The organism is Rhizobium sp. BK112, assembly GCF_014193215.1.
Classification (GTDB): domain Bacteria; phylum Pseudomonadota; class Alphaproteobacteria; order Rhizobiales; family Rhizobiaceae; genus Rhizobium; species Rhizobium anhuiense.
In genome coordinates, this window is the sequence record NZ_JACHYZ010000001.1 from 872,656 (window position 1) to 889,718 (window position 17,063).

General features: G+C 60.6%; 17 protein-coding genes and 1 pseudogene. 8 read left to right on the forward strand and 10 right to left on the reverse strand.

Features of this window, described 5'->3' with window-relative positions; all coding sequences use genetic code 11:
- Nucleotides 1-280 precede the first annotated feature (280 nt).
- The 3 genes from tyrS (at nucleotide 281) to FHT75_RS04185 (ending at nucleotide 3,811) form a co-directional block, all read left to right on the forward strand.
- Nucleotides 281-1,573, forward strand: a complete 1,293-nt coding sequence (gene tyrS, locus FHT75_RS04175) for a tyrosine--tRNA ligase (protein WP_047610531.1) — start codon at nucleotides 281-283, stop codon at nucleotides 1,571-1,573.
- Nucleotides 1,574-1,708: 135 nt separating this feature from the next.
- On the forward strand, nucleotides 1,709-2,884 hold the full coding sequence (locus FHT75_RS04180) for an MFS transporter (RefSeq protein WP_097542287.1): 1,176 nt from the start codon (nucleotides 1,709-1,711) through the stop codon (nucleotides 2,882-2,884).
- Nucleotides 2,885-3,388: 504 nt separating this feature from the next.
- Nucleotides 3,389-3,811, forward strand: coding sequence for a TIGR02594 family protein (locus tag FHT75_RS04185; RefSeq protein WP_028758913.1), 423 nt, complete (start codon nucleotides 3,389-3,391; stop codon nucleotides 3,809-3,811).
- 38 nt (nucleotides 3,812-3,849) lie between these two features.
- On the opposite strand, the gene FHT75_RS04190 is transcribed toward FHT75_RS04185, so the two are convergent.
- From FHT75_RS04190 to FHT75_RS04200, 3 genes are all read right to left on the reverse strand, one after another.
- Nucleotides 3,850-4,635 carry a class I SAM-dependent methyltransferase gene (locus FHT75_RS04190; RefSeq protein WP_047610527.1) on the reverse strand — a complete coding sequence of 262 codons (786 nt, stop codon included), beginning with the start codon at nucleotides 4,633-4,635 and terminating at the stop codon, nucleotides 3,850-3,852.
- Nucleotides 4,636-4,763: 128 nt separating this feature from the next.
- On the reverse strand, nucleotides 4,764-5,438 hold the full coding sequence (locus FHT75_RS04195; RefSeq protein ID WP_246712878.1) for a hypothetical protein: 675 nt from the start codon (nucleotides 5,436-5,438) through the stop codon (nucleotides 4,764-4,766).
- 131 nt (nucleotides 5,439-5,569) lie between these two features.
- Nucleotides 5,570-6,967, reverse strand: coding sequence for a pyridoxal phosphate-dependent decarboxylase family protein (locus tag FHT75_RS04200; RefSeq protein WP_047610523.1), 1,398 nt, complete (start codon nucleotides 6,965-6,967; stop codon nucleotides 5,570-5,572).
- A gap of 311 nt (nucleotides 6,968-7,278) precedes the next feature.
- Between FHT75_RS04200 and FHT75_RS35725 the strand changes: the two genes are divergently transcribed.
- The 3 genes from FHT75_RS35725 (at nucleotide 7,279) to FHT75_RS04215 (ending at nucleotide 9,303) form a co-directional block, all read left to right on the forward strand.
- Nucleotides 7,279-7,680 (forward strand): hypothetical protein, encoded by a 402-nt coding sequence (locus FHT75_RS35725; protein WP_246712879.1) that lies wholly within the window; start codon nucleotides 7,279-7,281, stop codon nucleotides 7,678-7,680.
- A 109-nt stretch (nucleotides 7,681-7,789) separates the two neighbouring features.
- Nucleotides 7,790-8,296 carry a GNAT family N-acetyltransferase gene (locus tag FHT75_RS04210; protein WP_063475128.1) on the forward strand — a complete coding sequence of 169 codons (507 nt, stop codon included), beginning with the start codon at nucleotides 7,790-7,792 and terminating at the stop codon, nucleotides 8,294-8,296.
- An 86-nt stretch (nucleotides 8,297-8,382) separates the two neighbouring features.
- Complete coding sequence (locus FHT75_RS04215) at nucleotides 8,383-9,303, forward strand: ornithine cyclodeaminase family protein (RefSeq protein WP_183844646.1); 921 nt, start codon at nucleotides 8,383-8,385, stop codon at nucleotides 9,301-9,303.
- A 15-nt stretch (nucleotides 9,304-9,318) separates the two neighbouring features.
- Here FHT75_RS04215 and dapB read toward each other — a convergent pair whose 3' ends face one another.
- From dapB to FHT75_RS04230, 3 genes and pseudogenes are all read right to left on the reverse strand, one after another.
- Entirely contained in the window at nucleotides 9,319-10,089 is a 771-nt protein-coding gene (gene dapB / locus FHT75_RS04220; RefSeq protein ID WP_028758920.1) for a 4-hydroxy-tetrahydrodipicolinate reductase, read from the reverse strand.
- Nucleotides 10,090-10,222: 133 nt separating this feature from the next.
- Entirely contained in the window at nucleotides 10,223-10,438 is a 216-nt protein-coding gene (locus tag FHT75_RS04225; RefSeq protein ID WP_183844652.1) for a hypothetical protein, read from the reverse strand.
- A gap of 147 nt (nucleotides 10,439-10,585) precedes the next feature.
- A pseudogene (locus tag FHT75_RS04230) lies at nucleotides 10,586-11,169 on the reverse strand (histidine phosphatase family protein).
- Between the two features lie 245 nt (nucleotides 11,170-11,414).
- Here FHT75_RS04230 and FHT75_RS04235 point away from each other — a divergent pair.
- Nucleotides 11,415-11,888 carry a VOC family protein gene (locus FHT75_RS04235; protein ID WP_183844647.1) on the forward strand — a complete coding sequence of 158 codons (474 nt, stop codon included), beginning with the start codon at nucleotides 11,415-11,417 and terminating at the stop codon, nucleotides 11,886-11,888.
- Between the two features lie 100 nt (nucleotides 11,889-11,988).
- Here the strand turns inward: FHT75_RS04235 and FHT75_RS04240 are convergent, their stop codons facing one another.
- A complete protein-coding gene (locus FHT75_RS04240; RefSeq protein ID WP_028827839.1) occupies nucleotides 11,989-12,390 on the reverse strand; it encodes a GFA family protein in 402 nt (133 codons plus the stop codon).
- A 231-nt stretch (nucleotides 12,391-12,621) separates the two neighbouring features.
- On the opposite strand from FHT75_RS04240, the gene FHT75_RS04245 reads away from it, so the two are divergent.
- A complete protein-coding gene (locus tag FHT75_RS04245) occupies nucleotides 12,622-14,502 on the forward strand; it encodes an ABC transporter ATP-binding protein (RefSeq protein WP_183844648.1) in 1,881 nt (626 codons plus the stop codon).
- A gap of 35 nt (nucleotides 14,503-14,537) precedes the next feature.
- Here the strand turns inward: FHT75_RS04245 and FHT75_RS04250 are convergent, their stop codons facing one another.
- The 3 genes from FHT75_RS04250 to ubiA all read right to left on the reverse strand — a co-directional run bounded on the left by FHT75_RS04250 (nucleotide 14,538) and on the right by ubiA (nucleotide 17,021).
- A complete protein-coding gene (locus FHT75_RS04250) occupies nucleotides 14,538-15,152 on the reverse strand; it encodes a LysE family translocator (protein WP_047610507.1) in 615 nt (204 codons plus the stop codon).
- A 154-nt stretch (nucleotides 15,153-15,306) separates the two neighbouring features.
- Nucleotides 15,307-16,083, reverse strand: a complete 777-nt coding sequence (locus FHT75_RS04255) for a phosphodiester glycosidase family protein (RefSeq protein ID WP_183844649.1) — start codon at nucleotides 16,081-16,083, stop codon at nucleotides 15,307-15,309.
- A 23-nt stretch (nucleotides 16,084-16,106) separates the two neighbouring features.
- A complete protein-coding gene (ubiA, locus tag FHT75_RS04260) occupies nucleotides 16,107-17,021 on the reverse strand; it encodes a 4-hydroxybenzoate octaprenyltransferase (RefSeq protein WP_028757504.1) in 915 nt (304 codons plus the stop codon).
- Between the last annotated feature and the right edge of the window lie 42 nt (nucleotides 17,022-17,063).

Consider the following 17,063-nt stretch of genomic DNA (forward strand, 5'->3'; position numbering starts at 1 on the left):
ACGGCAAGTAAATTGATGCGTGTGCGAATTTTTTGTGAGGGGCGGCGGCGTGAGCGGGAGAGGGGTGGGGCGCACGATCGGCTTGGACTTCGGCGGTCGCCTCTTGCGATTGCGCAGTCGCATGGTAATAAGGATCCATGACCTGCACCCTGAACCTTTCGAGCTTCTATTATACGCTGCTCCCATAGAGAGCGGCGTAAGGTCATATTCCTGACACCCGAGACGCCGCATGGTCGGCGGCACGCGTGTCAACAGAAGGTCTCCGGCCTCATCGGCCCCAATGGAGACCCCCGTGACACGATCCTCTCAGCCCACCGGACCCCGATCCGACTTTCTCCGCACCCTGACCGAGCGCGGTTTCCTGCATCAATGTACCGACTTGGAAGCACTCGACAGCTGGCTTTGTTCGGGAGCCGGCACAGCCTATAACGGCTTCGATCTCACCGCCGACAGCCTGCATGTCGGGCATCTCATTCCGATCATGATGCTCCGCTGGTTCCAGAAGACTGGTAACAAACCCATCGCGTTGCTGGGTGGTGCGACAAGTCGGCTGGGCGATCCGAGTTTGCGCGACACGTCACGCCCCCTTCTCAGCGAAGAGCAGATCATGAAAAACCTGCTCGGCATCCGGCGTGTCTTCGAGCGGTTCCTCGCTTTCGGGGATGGCCCGGCCGATGCGGTGATGGTCAACAATGCCGATTGGTTGGGCAGGCTCAACTACCTCGACTTCCTGCGCGATGTTGGACCGCATTTTTCAGTCAACCGGATGCTGACATCGGAGAGCGTGCGCCAACGGTTGGAGCGGGAGCAATCGCTGTCATTGCTGGAATTCAACTACATGGTCATGCAGGCCTACGACTTTCATGTGCTCGCAGAAAGCCGCGGCTGCCTGCTTCAGCTTGGTGGTTCCGACCAATGGGGCAACATCGTCAGCGGCGTCGAATTTGGGCGGCGGATCGGTGGACGCGCCTTGTTTGGATTGACCGCTCCGCTGCTGACGACATCGTCGGGCGCGAAGATGGGCAAAAGCGTTTCGGGGGCGGTCTGGCTCAACGCCGACCGGTTGTCGCCCTATGAATTCTGGCAATTCTGGAGAAACACCGGAGATGCCGATGTGGGTCGTTTTCTCAGGCTGTTCACCGAGTTGCCGTTAAGTGAAATTGCCCGCCTTGACGTGCTTCGGGATTCCGAGATCAACGAAGCGAAAAAGATACTTGCCGACGAGATCACCAGCCTGTGCCACGGGACGGATGCGGCAGCGCAAGCTTCCGAAACCTCCCGGCGTACCTTCGAAGAAGGTGAGGTGCCGGTCGGCCTCCCGACCGTCAGGTTCCCGGATAGCCTTCGCAGCACCTTTCCGCTCGCTGATGCGATGGTCATTGCCGGGCTCGCCAAGTCGAAAAGCGAAGCACGTCGATTGATCGCCGGCGGCGGTGTGCGGGTGAACGGCGGCAGCGTAAACGACGAGGCAATGCAGCTTGGTCACTCCGATGTCCAGGACGGCGTCATCCGGCTGTCCGTCGGCAAGAAGCGACACGTCCTCCTTCAATCGGCGGTGGCGCCGCCATGCTGACAGGGGCTGTCAGCATGGTGGTCGACAATGCTGAAGCCGCGGGTTTCCGAGCCAGTCGCCATTTCGTCGGAATGTCCGGCTATCCCACGGGGGATAGTTGGACTTCAATCCCGCCAATCGGAGCAGAGCCCCGAGATGAAGCCGCACCATCGTATTTTCTTCATTCAGTTTGCCGTGGCCCTTTCCGTGGGGGCGTTTCTTTCGCGGCTGCCCGACATTCAGCTCAAGTTTAGCCTGAGCGAAGGAGAGCTGGGCCTTTTGCTCGCCATCATGTCCCTCGGGGTTCTCTGCGGGTTGACGTTCTCGGCGAGGCTCATCGAGAGGCTTGGTGCGCGCACAACGGCCTTCGTCACCGTCTTCGGTGTGACGTTGTTTTATGCGCTGATCCCCTGGATGCCTGCAGTTTCCCTGGCGATGCCATTATTCTTTGTTGCCGGCATTTTCGCCGGCGCATTCGAGATCAACGCCAATCTCGAAACCGATCGCCATGAGGCGCTGCTCGGCTACCGCATCATGAGCCGGGCTCACGGCATGTGGAGCCTCGGATTCTGCATCACCGCCCTTGTTGCAGCCGGTATGCGGCAGGCCGCAGTCTCCATCGAACTGCATAGCTTCATCGTCCTCGTGACGGTCTTGATTGCCGGGTCGATCGTTTTCTCCGGGATCGAGAATGCGCCCCGGCGGCATGACGCTCACCCCGGCGATGCTCCGCTCGTCGCTTTTCCCACGATCGGGCTGCTTCCCCTTTGCCTCATAGGCGCTGCTCCGCTTCTCGCCGAGGGCGCGAGCGTCGATTGGTCGGCGATCTATATGCGCGACGTATTTGCGGTCGAACCATTTGTCGGCGGGCTCAGCGTGGCCATTTTCTCCTCGTTCATCGCCATCGGACGGCTCGGCATGGACTCTGTGATTGACCGCTTCAATCCACGCCCCGTCGCAATAACCCTCCTCGGGATCGCGGCCATCGGCCTTGTCTTGGTTGCGACGGCGGCACAGCCTGTCGTCGCCCTCGCGGGCTTTGGCCTGACGGGGATCGGCTGCTCGTCGGTCTATCCGCTTGCCATCTCGGCCGCGGCCCGGCGCACGGACCGACCCGCATCGGTCAGCGTTGCAGCGCTCGGGCAGACGACCTTTCTCGTGTTTTTCGCTGGGCCGCCATTGCTCGGTTTCGTTGCCGAACACTTCGGTATCCGCTTTTCGTACTGGGTGGTCGTCCCTGTGATCGCCGCTGCGCTCCTCGTCACCAAGGCGCTCATCGCTGCTCCTGCCCCGATCACAGGGCAGCCCGAACCGGTACAACCACACGGTTGATACGCCGCGCCGCCGGTCCGTTATCCCAAGGTCGCGCATGTTCGCAATCGGCGGGGGCTGACCACCGATTTTCGCTGTTGAATAGGGCGGGCGCAATGTATTGCCGGTGACGTCTAAGTATTACTGATGGCCGTCTCAAATATAGCTCGTATAGGTGATGGCCCAAGGCCGTGCAGGATCGTCAACTCTTGGTGAATGGTCTTGCCGCTCAAGCACTTGCGGGCGCGGTCCACCTTCTCTGCATACACCTGGCCCGGACGGCCTATGTCAGCCTTTCGAGCCTGCAAAATAAGGGTTCTACGAGTTCTTCGATCGTCGCGTTCGGCCGCAACGAGAGGCTGGTCAGCGCCGATCCGTGCCTCTCTTCGGACAAATTCCCGCCGCCAAAATGCCAGTATTAGTTGTTTCTAATTCACGCCATAATTCGCATCTACGTTGCCGCGCCTGTTTTATTCTTCGCCACATTTTGGAATTTCAGCATAATACAAACAATGGTGGGTAACTATGAAGGTTATTCTCGTCATCGTCCTCACGGCGCTTGCCGTGCCCTGTGAGGCGGATATGCTCGGCACGGCGTCCAAGTACAAAAGCATGCATGAACGCTCCATCTCCTTCCTTAGCATCAATCCGCGCAGGGTATCGTGGTGCGGGGCGTTCCTGGCCTTTGTCGCCAAACGATCTTCAAGGGAGCCGCCGCCCAACCCCAACATGGCGGCGTCCTGGAAGAAGTTCGGCAAGCCGGTCGGCGTCCGCTCCGCCAGGCGTGGGGATGTCGTGGTGATCCGCACCGGCCGGCGCTTTCATGTCAGCCTGTTCGATCACATCGACCAGCGCCGGCAATATGTCTATCTCTTCGGCGGCAACCAATCCAACCGGGTGCAGCTGTCGCGCTATCGCGCCAGTTCGGTCGTTGCCGTGCGACGATAAGCCGGTTCCAAACCTCAATGCCGGCGGGAAAACAGGTCCTATGCCTTGCGTGCCCTGATATGCAGGAAGATCGGCGCGACGCGGGTGTCGGCGACGACGGGTTCGGCCTGCGCCACCACGGCTGAGGCCATCGGCTCGCCAAAAGCCTCGATCGTAAGCCCCGCTTCGACGATCATCGATACCCAGGTCGACAGCGTGCGGTGAAAGCGCGGAACGGAAAACGGCGTCAGCGCCGCCCGTTCCGCTTGCGGTATCGAGGAAAAGATCCAACGGTCGATCCGGCCGTCGCTCTCGTCGAAATAGTCGGCGATCTCTACCGCGACGGGCTCGCCGGCCTCATTGCGGATGTTACGGCGCGTCGGCGGCACGAAGCAGGGATGCAGGATCGAAAACTGCAGGAAGCCGCCGGGCTTCAGAATGCGGTGGATGCCCTTCAGCACCTCGCGCTGATCAGCCATGTCCATCATCGACATGAAGGCGGTGACGAAATCGAAGCTCGCTTCCGGGAAATCGATGCTCTGGCCGTCGCCGAGCACATAGTCGATGCCGAGCGGCGCGTCTGCCTCGCTCTCGCGGGCATAACGAATGAAGGTCGGGGCGATGTCGAGGCCGGTCACGCGGGCGCCGAGCCGGGCGACCGCGCGGGTATTGGAGCCTTCGCCGCAGCCGAGGTCGAGACCTCTCAGGCCGCCGACCGACGGCAGCATCTCCAGAAAGGTCGGCGTGTTCAGCGCATCGCGATACTTGTCGTAGCCCGCCCTGGAATAGATCGTCCACGTCTCGGCATTGCTCTCCCAATGGGCGGCGACATCATTGGCTTTCATGGCTCTTCCTCCTTGCGCGATCGGAACGGGCGGGGAGCTATAAGCGCAGCCTGTGACAATGAGAAGACGAGCTGTCGCGCCTCAATCTGGAAGAGAAGAAGTGTGCCAATAACTGATGCGTCGTAGCATCAGTGCGTCAGGGATTGGATCCTGTCGTAGCGGACCGTGTACTCGTCGGCCGTGCCCTCGTAATAGACCTTCGCCAACGTGGCCTGGAGGTCAGGCGAATAGAGCACGCTCAAGATGTCGACCTGCTCGTCGCCTCTCTTGGTCACTTGCTTGATCCTGAACACCTTGTATTTGCATTCGCCGAGACTGAAGCTCTCCTGTCCGGCGACGGTCAATTCCAGGCTCCAGCGCGTATCCGCCCGCTCGTCCGGGCCAAGCGCTAAGAAAGCAACGTTGGTTCGAGCGCCTTTCTTCAGCGGACCGATGCGGCTCAGATCGGAGAGCGGGTGGATCGCATATTGTTCGTTTTTGCTGAAGCGGGCCAGATCGAAGAGACCTGCAAAGGAAAACACCGTCTGCTGCTGTGAGCCGCCGAAATGATTGACAGTCTTGACGATCTGCCCTTCCGCCTTGTGGAATTCGCTCCGTGCGCCGGTATTTTCCAGCACAAAACCCTTGGCGGCGGTGTCAGCAGACGGACAATCGGCTGCATGAACCGAAACAGGCAGAAGGGCGGCAATGAATAATGAAGCAAGGCGATTCTTAAACATGGTTCTCGTTTCCGATAAGACTGGACCGATCTCGTTTGATCGCCTGGAAATACTGGAACCCGCGGGGGCTGTCATGAGCTTCATTCTTGCGACAGGAACTATTCCACATTTGCGTTAATGGCCGGGGCTTCTCGCGGAAAGTTTCATTTGGGATGCGCGGCCGGCGACAGCACCATTCTGTGCGCGGGCGAACCAGGGGAGCTGATGCATCATTCTCAGCTGACACTCTTGAAGGCGGCGATGATGCTTTCTGCGGCGAGTTGCGCCTGATCTGATGTCGTCTGGAAATTGGTGACGGAGAGACGCAGGATGTCGCGGCCGCGCCATTTGGCGCCGCCTGCGAAGATCATGCCGTCCGCCTTGATCTTTTCGATGGTCTTTCGCGTCAGCGCGTCGCCTTCTTCGGAGGGCAGGTCGGTACCGAAGCGGATGACGAGCTGGTTCAGGGCCACCTCGTTCAGAATGGCGATGCCGGGCTCGCGTGCGAGCCGATCGGCGATCAGCTGCGCCGAGGCGCAGCACTGGTCGATGAGGGCGGTTACACCCTCGCGGCCGAGATGTTTCAGCATCGCCCAAGTGGCAAAGCCGCGCGCCCTTCGCGAAAGCTCGGGCACGTAATGGGAAGGATCGCGCTCGCCTTCGCCAGCGAGCGGCAGATAGCTTGCGGCGATCGTCATGGCGCGGCGATGGGCGAGTTCGTCGCGGACGATCGCATAGCCGCAATCATAGGGCGTCTGCAGCCATTTGTGGCCGTCGGTCGCCCAGCTGTCGGCCGCTTCGATGCCGCGGCTGAGGTGGCTGGTTTTCACCGACGTCTGCGCCCAGAGGCCGAAGGCGCCGTCGACATGCACCCAGGCGCCTTTCGCCTTCAACAGCGGGATGATGGCGGCGAAATCGTCGAAGGCGCCAGTATTGATCTGCCCCGCCTGGAGGATGGCGATGAGGGGACCGGAGACGGTATCGAGTGTGCCGGTCAGCGCGACCGGGTCTATCCGGCCTACTGGATCGGTGCGCACGCGCAACACGCGATCGTGCCCGAGGCCGAGAAATTGCAGTGCGGAGAAGACCGTCGTATGGGCGTCGTCGCCGATCAGCACGGTGATCTCAGGCGCGCCGAACAGGCCACTCGCATCGGCATCCCAGCCCGCCCGGCGCAGCACTTCGCCGCGGGCGGCGGCAAGGCAGGTGAAGTTCGCCACTGTCGCCCCGGTGACGAAGCCGACCGAGCTTTCGGCCGGCAGCTTCAGGAGATCGAGGAGCCATCTCGCCGCGATGGTCTCGACTGCGGCTGCGGCCGGGGCGGCGGCATGGTTTCCGGCGTTCTGGCCCCAGGCGCTGGTGAGGAAATCGGCCGCGACGCCGACCGGATGGGAGCCGCCGATGACCCAGCCGAAGAAGCGCGGGCCCGTGGTTGCGTGCAGCCCGGGTTCGGCGTCACTCGCCAACTGCCTGATGACATTGAGCATATCGCAACCGGCTGCCGGCAGCGGTTCGTCGAAGCAGGCAAGCGAGGCTGCGTAATCGTGGGCAGGCACATGGCGGGCGGGCCCTGCCTGCCGGAACCCCGCAGCAAGCCGGGCGGCTTCCTGAAACAGAGATGCAATTGCCGACATAAGTTCCCCCTGCCGCCGCCGATCCTGGAGGGACCGCCCCCGAAGGCAGGCTGCCGGCGCTATGCAATTTAGCCCATATCGCCAGCTCTGTCTTCGCCCAGGAGACTCGGGCTTGGGATCCAGAGTACTTTCTCGTCCTTGCCGAGGCTCAAGATAAATTGAGCATCCAGAGAGGGCTTCCTAAATATCTACAATACTTACTCTATTCCGTTCTGTCCATTTTTGAAATTTCATGGCTATGCTTGAAAATGATTGCCTTCGTCTCAAGTATCGTTCAATAATGCGGAAATATCGTTTGCACCATTGTCAAGTTGGTGCTGCCAACTAGCGAGGGATATGCACTGAAATATTTCCTTCTCTACGCGCTGACATGCACGTTGGTCGGGATAGTTCTTCTCGTCATCATCCATGAAGTTGTATCGTTCAAGATCGACAAGCCAACTGATGAACCAGCGGGCGAACCAACCGAACAATCGGCCGCCGGGCCAACCGGGGAACCGGTGAACGGGCCGACAACCGATCAATCCGCCGTCCAGCCAGCCGATCCGTTGATCGTCCGGTCGACGAGGCAGCCTGTCGGCGGGCCAACCGATAAACCAGCGGTCGGCCCAACCGGCGAACAGGCCGCGCCCCCAACCGATCAAACAGGGGTCGACCCACCCCGTGAACCGGCCGTCCGGAAGGGCGGCCGGCTGAGGAGTCCGGCGCAGTGATCGGCGCTTGAGACGATCGCCATAGGCTGGGGCATGAAGCTTTCAACGCCGGTTGCATCGGCTGAGCCCATCTGTATTGACTGTACCTCTCATCTCGAAGGAGGTTCCGATGGATGGAAGCGGTACGGCGATCAGGCATATCAGGGCAGACGAGGTGGAGGCTTTCCGGCGCATCCGTCTGGAAGCGCTTCGCACCGAACCGTCCCTCTTTGCAAGCCGCTACGAAGACTGGGAGGTTCTTTCTCTCGAGGAGTGGCGCAATCGCCTGAACGAGCCGGTTTTCATCGCGTTTCAGGGCGATGAACCCGTCGGCATAACCGGCCTGCTTCGCCAGCGGTCGAGCAAGATGGCCCATCGCGCAACGATCATCATGGTCTATGTGAGAAGGAGCCTGCGCGGAACGGGCCTTGCCAGCAGGCTGCTCGGTGCGGTTGCCGATCACGCGCGCGATATCGGCATCCTGCAGCTGGAACTCTTCGTCAGCGCTGAGAACCCGGCGGCAATACGGTTCTATCAGCGGGAAGGCTTCTCCGAAATCGGCAGGATTCCCGGCGGGGTTCTGGAGGAGGGCAGGGAGATCGACGACGTCATGATGGCGCGCCGTCTGGTCGATTAAGTCTCCCGCGGATATCGGTTTGCTGACCTATTGACCTCAAGCGGGGTTGGGGTTGCAGGGTGCCGGCATGAACCGGAGGTTTGGGGATGGCGAAAGTCCTGAGAGACGAAGATCTGGTCGATGGCGCGTTGATGACGGTCGCGATCGATGCGCTCGAGACCGCTTTTCTCGCGAGAGCCGGCAATCGGCTGATCTCTCCGCCCCGGCATCATGTCTCGTTTGCCGATCGCGGCGATCTCGTCTTCACCGTCGGCGGCATCCTCGGCGACAAACCGCTCGCGGGCTTTCGGGCCTATGAAACATTCGAGGGGGTGGAGCATTCGCAGATCGTGGCGGTATGGTCGGCCGACGACGCCAGGCTCAAAGGTATCGTTCTCGGAGAGCGTCTCGGCAATCTCAGGACCGGTGCGATCGGAGGTCTCGCCATCCGTCACCTCAGCGCGCCGGATGCCAGGACCGTGGGGATACTCGGCAGCGGAGCGCAAGCGCGAACCCAGCTTGCCGCAGCCGACGCGGTTCGAAAACTGGATCGCGCCCGCGTCTATAGCCGCGACGAGGAAAAGCGTACGGCTTTCGCAAGCGAGATGCAGCACGCCTTGGATATTGAGGTGGAGGTTGCCGGCAGCGCCATCGAAGCCGTCGATGATGCCGATATCGTCATCTGCGCGACAACGAGCCAAACGCCTGTCGTTCATGCTGGGGATTTGAAGCCCGGTGCGCACGTCAACACCGTCGGCCCGAAAACGTATCGGGGATACGAACTCGGCCTGGATATCGCCGATGCGGCAGCCGTGATCGCGACGGATTCTCCGGAGCAGACGCGCGCCTATGCGTCGCCGTTTTTCCTTGCCGGCTCGGGCAACGACAGTCGCATGGTCGACCTTGCCGATATCATTGCCGGGAAAGCGACGGGGCGGAGATCACCTGAGGATACGACGCTGTTTTGCTCAGTGGGACTGGCCGGAACCGAAGTGGTCGTCGCTTCGGCAATCCTCGATATGCTGTGAGCTTGTTTCCCTTATTCACGCCAGCCCCAGCGCATCCCTCATGCCGTATTCGCCGGGTGCGCGTCCCGCGATCCAGCGGGCGGCGGCAAGCGCGCCGCGGGCGAACATGCCGCGATCGAGAGCCGAATGCGAGAGCGTCACGACTTCCTCGGCGGCGGCAAACATCACGCTGTGTTCTCCGACGATCCCGCCGGCGCGCAACACGGCGAAACCGATCTCGCCGGGCGGCCGCTCGCCGGTGATGCCGTCACGGCCGCGCCGCTCGACGGATGCGAGGGAAACGCCGCGGCCCTCGGCGGCTGCTTCACCAAGCATCAGCGCCGTGCCGGAGGGCGCGTCGATCTTCCTGTTGTGATGGGCTTCGAGGATTTCGATATCCCACTCATGCGCAGGAAGGGCGCGGGCGGTTTGGGCGACCAGACCGATCAGCATGTTGACGCCGATGGAGAAATTGCCGGAGCGCAGGATCGGAATCGTGCGGGCGGCCTCGGCGATCCGTTCCAGTTCATCTGGCTCGAAACCTGTCGCCCCGATTACCAAGGCCGGTCCACCGGCCGAAGCACACAAGCCGGCAAGTTCGGCCGCAGCGCTTCCCGTCGTGAAATCCAGGATCACGTCGGCCGCTCCGATCGCGGCCGAACGATCGATCAGCCCGGCACCCATAGAGCCCTCACGGCCAATGCCGCCGACGAACGCAAAAGCCGGATCGGCCGCCAGCAGTGGCAGGATGGCACGACCCATGCGGCCCCTCGCGCCGGCGACGGCTATTTTGATTGGTGAGATCACGGTCTTTCCTTGGCTCTCGATATTCCGGCCGAACGGCTATTTACAGCCAGCATTCGCGCCGGAGAAGGGGACCCGCAACTACCGCACTTGCGCTCGCGGCGCAAAGCCGGATCTCTGGCAGGTCATGTGATGCTTACCAATTGCCTGGGTCGGCGGTGTGATCGATGCTGGCGAATTCATCGGCCTTTTCGCGGTCCAGCTTCACCTCCTTCGTGGCGTTCGTCTCGTCGGTGACCGCGTAGCGATCGGGGACCGGTCCCCTCGACAGTTCCTGATAGAGGAGCAGGGCGGCCTCCTCGGCGGTGTCAGCCTCGATCTCCCGCGTAATAGTGACAGTGAACTTGTGCATGGCTTCGAGCCTTTCGATCGTCGTGCAGGCGTATGCGTAGATAGCCCAGTCTGACACGAGTTTTGTGTCGAAGACAGAAAAAGCGCGTCGTTTAGAATTTGATTCATGCGACGGTCGCAGGTCTTTGTTTTTATGAATGTCGTGGTGCTAAGTATCGGCCGACGCGCTTACCAGACTGAACTCACCGTCGCAAAGACGATAAAACCCATCTTGGGGAACGGGCAATTCCAGCATTTCCCGCTTCGAAAGGCCGGAATATACGCCACGTACCAATCGGCCAAACAGCCCGTGAGAAATCGCAATTGTCGGTTCATATATGCCTGAGATCCAGTTCTTTGCTCGCGCACAGGCGGCATCGAGCTCTCCCCGTCTGGAGATCTGAAATACCAATCAAAAGCGTCGGACCTGTCCAGCATTCCTGGAAACTCGTTGTCGATCTCGAACTTGGTCATGCCGTCCCAAGAACCGACGGTCACCTCCATGAGCCGCGATTCCGGACGAGCGGCCAGCGGCAATACCCGTTCGATGCGAGCCGCGGTCTCCTGCGTTCTGCCGAGAGGGCTGACGTGAAGCTGGAACGATCGCTCACTGCCTGCAATTTCCTTCTTCAAAAGCTTCGCCATTTGTTCGGCCTGTTCGATACCGCGCGCTGTAAGTGGTGAATCTTTTTGGCCCTGGAACCGACCCAAGGTGTTCCAAATGGTCTCGCCGTGGCGAAGCAGGTAAATCACTTGTGTTGTCCTAAAAGAATGCCAAAAGGCTGGTTCAGCGGCCAAGTGATGCGACAGATCAATAATGACCGCAACTGCTCCGATCCATATGTGCCACGTCTTCTGCTGTCGGCCGAAGCGGGTACTTCGACCATTTTAGCAGCGCTCGGCAGTTGCCCGCGGGAAATCGCTGCCGTGGGCTGGAGAAAGACGGCTTGCCTCTTATTTCAGTTGGAAATGCGAAACGAGGAGCGAGAGAGCACACAATGGCAAAGAACACGATCTGCGTATGGTACGACAAGGATGCTGAGGCTGCCGCCCGCTTCTATGCTGCGACTTTTCCCGACAGTACCGTGGACGCCGTTATTCGTGCACCGGGAGATTATCCCGAGGGTAAGCAGGGAGATGTGCTGGTTGTCGAGTTCACCGTTGCGGGGATTCCCTGCATCGGGTTGAACGGCGGTCCCGCGATCAAACACAACGAGGCCTTCTCCTTTCAGATCGCGACCGACGATCAGGAGGAAACCGATTGCTACTGGAACGCCATCGTCGGCAATGGCGGCCAGGAAAGTGCGTGCGGCTGGTGCAAAGACAAATGGGGGGTGTCCTGGCAGATCACGCCGCGCGTCCTCTCCGAAGCGCTCTCGGCAGGCGGTGGCCAGGCAAAGCGTGCTTTTGACGCGATGATGACCATGAGGAAGATCGACATCGCAGCGATCGAGGCGGCGCGGCGCGGCTGAGAAGCCTATCGCGGAACGATCTTTCGTCAGAGCGCTGCGTCTGGTGCGACCCGGCCGGGTAGCGATTTTCGCAATCGGCCGGTCGACACGAGACAGGCTGTCAGAACCAGAGGTCGCGCACGCAGCGCCCTTTGGAAGGAAGGTCTTCAAACGTATCAAGGCCGTCGAAATGATCGATCGGCAGGTCCTGAACGAGATCGGCCGGCGCAAGCCGCATGTTGACGGCCATGCGCCGGCGGCCATCCTTTCGAAGCCGCAGGCCGCGCCAGCTCAAGACACAGGCGCAGGATGGGCAGAATAATATTTCTAGAGACGGCTCGTCCCTGTCGGCGCGGGTGTAGGAGGCGGTCTCTCCAGTGAGAGCGATACGCTCTCCTTCGTAATCATAGGCCCACAACGTGCCGTAGCGCCGGCAGAGCGTACAGTTGCACGCGGTGATCGAGCCGGGATCACCTTCGAGTGTCCAGCTCGCCTTGCCGCAATGACATGAGCCCGTCAGCATGGTCGCCGGTTCAATCCTGCTCCCTGTTTACGGACGACATCCTGCCGCAATTACGCGATGACCGCAATTGGCGCTTTCAGGCGCCACGTGCTCCTGAAACGGCTTTCACGACACCTTTTGCATCGGGCGTTTTCTGAAATTTCTAATTGAGATCGCGGCCGGAAGATGATTTTCTGCGACCCAGCGTAGCTGAGTCCACGCCTCCTCCCGATTTTTTGATCCGAGTGGCCCATGTCGATTTCAGATGCGATCTATCGTCCCTTCGAAACCTTGATCCGGCCGCTCGATATCCCCTACCGGCCGCTGCCCACGAAGGGACCTGTGGCGGTTCTTTTGCACTTCATCGCGATGTTTCGAGGCGTCATCATCGCTATGGCGGCGAGCTCGATGGCCATCGAAGCAATCAATCTTACGATCATCTGGGGGCTTTCGGTCATTGTCGACGGAGTGACGACGCAGGGTGTCGAACTCTTCGTCGACAGCAAGTTCGGGCTGCTGGCAGTCCTTGCCTTTCTGCTTTTTCCGGTGATGCCCATTCTTTTCTATATCACCAATATTCTCAACTCGCACACCATCGGCATCAGCCTGCCCGTTGCAATTCAATGGCAGGGGCACAAGGCCGTCGAGCGGCAGGATCTCGCCTTCTTCCATGATCTTTTCACCGGTCAGGTCGCATCAAGGCTCGGTCAGGTCGCCAATGCCGTTCAGCAACAGATCGTGATCGCGTTCCAGACGGCCCCCCGCTTTCTGCTTCAGATCATCGGGTCGGTGGTTCTTCTGCTCGCGCTCTCCTGGCAGCTTGCGCTGCCGGTCGTCGTCTGGGTTGCCTTCAACGTGCTCTTCACGATCAAGGTCGTTCCGGATTTTACGGAGCGCGCCCGCCGCTCGGCAAAGCAGAACAGCCTCATCTCCGGTGCCCTGACGGACATCTACGGCAACATCCAGATGGTCAAGCAGTTCGCAGCAGAAGATAGCGAGGCGGGTGCGCTGAGAAAGACCATGTCCAAGGGGGTCGACACGCTTCACCACGAACAGCGCATCTACCGGACAACGGAACTCGTCGTCATCAGCCTCAACATGGTGCTCTGGCTCGTCATGCTCAGCATTGGTTTCTGGGGTCTGTTTGACCGATTCCTGACCGTGGGCGATTTCGTTGCAACGGTGTACATCCTCCAGCGCCTTTCGGCTGGGTCCTTCACCTTCCTGCAAATGGGACAGCAGATCTTCCGCGCGCTTGGCACGATCAAGGATGCCATGCCGGTCATGACGACACCACCCACCATCACCGACCGGCCGGATGCGACCGAATTGACGGTCAGCCGTGGGGAAATCTGTTTCGAGAATGTCCGTTTCGCCTACACCTCCGGCAAGCCTGTTATCGATGACCTGTCGCTGACGGTTCGTGCCGGCGAAAAGGTGGGGCTCGTCGGCCTCTCCGGGGCCGGCAAGACGACGCTGGTGAGCTTGCTCTTACGCTTCTACGACATCGCCGACGGCGCGATCCTGATCGACGGGCAGGACATCCGCACGGTCACGCAGGCAAGCCTTCGCCGCGCCATCGGCGTCATCGCGCAGGATGTCGCACTGCTGCATCGATCGGTCGGCGACAATATCCGTTACGGCCGGCCGGAGGCGACGACGGACGAGATCGAGAGGGTGGCGAAGATGGCCAGCGCCGATGCCTTCATAGCCGATCTTTCCGATGGCGAAGGCCGCAGGGGCTATGATGCCTTCGTCGGCGACCGCGGCATCAAACTTTCCGGCGGCCAGCGCCAGCGCGTGGCCATCGCCCGCGTTCTCCTGAAGGACGCGCCGATCCTGGTGCTCGACGAGGCGACTTCCGCCCTCGACAGCGAATCCGAAGCCGCCATCCAGGAAAGGCTGAACCTCGTCATGGAGGGAAAGACGGTGATCGCGATCGCCCATCGCCTGTCGACCATTGCCAGGATGGACCGGATCGTCGTGCTCGATCACGGGCGCATCGTGGAGGAGGGCAGGCCGGATGAACTGGTCGAACGGGACGGTCTGTTTGCCCGTCTATGGAAACGCCAGACCGACGGCTTCATTCCCGAAGAGATTGACGAACCCTTGCCGGCCTCGCCTGCTGCCTGACCGAGTGGCCGGCCCTCCCGCATGCCGGAATGAGGTCAGCGAGCCCAGAGCAGGCGGCCGCCGATGAGGATGAGGGCGGCGCCCATCACGCGCTCGATGCCGGCCTTGAACCGCAGGAAGCTGGCGGAAACGCGCGGGTTAGAGAAGAAAAAGGCCAGGCCGCAATACCAGAGAGCCGAGAGCAGGAAGCAGGTCAGGGCAATGACGCAATAGAGCCAGACAGGCGCATGTGCCGGGATGACAAGCGCAAAGATGCTTCCGAAGAAAGCCACTGATTTCGGATTGGTCATGCTGACGACGTAAGCACGGCGCATGGCGGAGCGCCATGTGACCTCAGTCGGTCCGGTCGTCTTCAAGGGCTTGGCCGCGCCGCGGATCATCTTCAGGCCCAGCCGGATCAGATACAGCGCGCCGACCACCTGCAACGTCATATGCAGCCAATCGAATTGGGTCAGCAGAAAGCCGAGGCCTGCCATCGCCATGACGGCCCAGGTCAGGGATGCGATCGCAAGTCCGAGACCCGCAAAGAGGCCGGCCGCGCGCGACACCGTCATGCTGGTGTTGGTGACGATGATGAAATTCGGTCCGGGGCTGACGAGGGAGACGACATAGACGCTGATGAGCAATGCGAGTGAATCGATATATTCCATCCGGCCCTTCCAATTTTGAAGTTCGGGAGCCTATGCGAAGCAGGCGGTTTTTGAAAGGCGCGTCATCCTGGACATCATGCAACAGGCATCGGACCGGCAGTGAAAGGTCGACTGACAGGATCGTCGGCCTGGTAGAAGCCGGCTTTTCCTTGCGCTACTCGACAAACCCGAAGATAGGGCCGTAGCCGCCGTGCCAGGACCAGTCGTTGTAGCCCATGTCCGGATTGTAAAGTCCGACCCCTCGTCCGCCATCGAGAAACAAGGCGTCCGGGCATTTCAGATGGTCGCGGAAGAGCCGTGCGAAATCGTGGAAATTCACCCCGTCTTTGCTGATCGCGAAACGAACCGTGCCGCGCTCGCAGGCTCCGACACCGCTGCGGCGGGTTCGGTCCGTCGAGCCGACGATGAAGATCGGGTTCAGCTTGTCGGCGATAACAAGCATCGGGCCGGACTGGGTGGCGAACCGCACCTTGGGCCGACGCTTCAGAAATTCAGCGGTCGGGAGTATCCCGGCGCCTGCTTCACTCAGAAAGAACACGCCGTTCGGCTTCTTGTAGAAATTCGGCACCTGGCCGGCGGAGCTTTCGGCTGGCGTCGTATTGGCGGAGTTCAATTCCCTGCTGTTCTCGACATAAAGTCCCATCGGCGAAAAATCGGCCCGATACATCCCGGCATTGACGGCGAAAACCAGGGTTCGCCCCTCGGCGCGAACAGCTTCGGCAAGGCTTGAAAAAGCGCGGTATGGCGCGCCATCGTCATTCTTCCAGAACAATCGCAGATCGGCTTTGCCCGGTTCCAGCGTGCAGACGACATATTTTGCTTCTTCGAAGGTTTGCTGCTCGCATGGTTGCGCATACGCCTGATGGAGGGATGTCATCGTTGCCGCCAGCGTCACGACCGCGGCGAGCACGCCATGTTTGAAGTAGGTCATCGGTGCTAACGTCCTCGAGCTGCTTACCATGTGCCTGAAAACGCCGTGCAGGCGAGCAGCACTCCCGTCAGGATATTAGCCAGGAACAAGCGATAATTCACGTCCGGGCGGGCAAGGTCGATCCGCCGGGTCTGCCAGCCAAGATGGACAGCGATCACCAGCATTCCGATCGCATAAGGCGGTGACATTTCCAACAGCCAGCCCCCGAGCGACCACGCGCCGACCGCCAAGGCATAGAACAGGCCGATCAAGATCTTGCCATGCCGGCCGAACAGGATTGCCGTTGATTTCAGGCCGAGACGGGTGTCGTCCTTCAGATCGACATAGGCATAGACGGTATCATAGCCGATCTGCCAGGCGATGGCGCCGGCCCACATGAGCATGGCACCAACCGGGATGTGGCCCGCAGCCTCGGCCCATGCCATCAGCATTCCCCAGTTGAACGCTGCACCCAGGACGGCCTGCGGCCAGTGGGTGAAACGTTTGCAGAGCGGATAGACGAAGACGAGCGGCAGCACACATATCGCAATGAGGCGTGTGTAAGGCGTCAGGAAGAACAGAAGCAAAGCCGCCAGTGCGAGTTCAACGGCCAGGAAAACAAAGGCCGGCAGCGTGGCAATCTCTCCGCTTGCCAAGGGCCGAAAGCGGGTCCGCTCGACATGGCCGTCAAACTTCCGATCGGCGATGTCGTTGATCGTGGAACCGGCGCTTCTCATCAGAAGAGCGCCGAGAGAAAAGACCGCCAATTGCCTGAGGTCGGGGAGGCCGCTCGATGCCTGAATGAGGGCGGCCCAGCATGGGAAAAGCGTCAGCCATATCCCGACCGGGCGATCCAGCCGCGCCAACCGCGTATAGGGCCGCCATGTGGCCGGCAAACGGCGATCCACCCAGTCGTCACGGTGGATATCGCTGAGATCACGGCGTTCCAAAGTCATCATGATGTGATCCAAATTTCCCGTCGCAGTCATGGGGGTACACCG

Coding starts and splice junctions, on each gene's coding strand:
- FHT75_RS04210 (WP_063475128.1), top strand. CDS start 7,790: ATGGATGGAAGCGGTACGGCGATCAGGCATATCAGGGCAGACGAGGTG.
- FHT75_RS04180 (WP_097542287.1), top strand. CDS start 1,709: ATGAAGCCGCACCATCGTATTTTCTTCATTCAGTTTGCCGTGGCCCTT.
- FHT75_RS04200 (WP_047610523.1), bottom strand. CDS start 6,967: ATGTCGGCAATTGCATCTCTGTTTCAGGAAGCCGCCCGGCTTGCTGCG.
- FHT75_RS04235 (WP_183844647.1), top strand. CDS start 11,415: ATGGCAAAGAACACGATCTGCGTATGGTACGACAAGGATGCTGAGGCT.
- FHT75_RS04195 (WP_246712878.1), bottom strand. CDS start 5,438: ATGAAGCTCATGACAGCCCCCGCGGGTTCCAGTATTTCCAGGCGATCA.
- FHT75_RS04225 (WP_183844652.1), bottom strand. CDS start 10,438: ATGCACAAGTTCACTGTCACTATTACGCGGGAGATCGAGGCTGACACC.
- FHT75_RS04185 (WP_028758913.1), top strand. CDS start 3,389: ATGAAGGTTATTCTCGTCATCGTCCTCACGGCGCTTGCCGTGCCCTGT.
- tyrS (WP_047610531.1), top strand. CDS start 281: ATGGAGACCCCCGTGACACGATCCTCTCAGCCCACCGGACCCCGATCC.
- ubiA (WP_028757504.1), bottom strand. CDS start 17,021: ATGATGACTTTGGAACGCCGTGATCTCAGCGATATCCACCGTGACGAC.
- FHT75_RS04245 (WP_183844648.1), top strand. CDS start 12,622: ATGTCGATTTCAGATGCGATCTATCGTCCCTTCGAAACCTTGATCCGG.
- FHT75_RS04255 (WP_183844649.1), bottom strand. CDS start 16,083: ATGACCTACTTCAAACATGGCGTGCTCGCCGCGGTCGTGACGCTGGCG.
- FHT75_RS04250 (WP_047610507.1), bottom strand. CDS start 15,152: ATGGAATATATCGATTCACTCGCATTGCTCATCAGCGTCTATGTCGTC.
- FHT75_RS04190 (WP_047610527.1), bottom strand. CDS start 4,635: ATGAAAGCCAATGATGTCGCCGCCCATTGGGAGAGCAATGCCGAGACG.
- FHT75_RS04240 (WP_028827839.1), bottom strand. CDS start 12,390: ATGCTGACGGGCTCATGTCATTGCGGCAAGGCGAGCTGGACACTCGAA.
- FHT75_RS04215 (WP_183844646.1), top strand. CDS start 8,383: ATGGCGAAAGTCCTGAGAGACGAAGATCTGGTCGATGGCGCGTTGATG.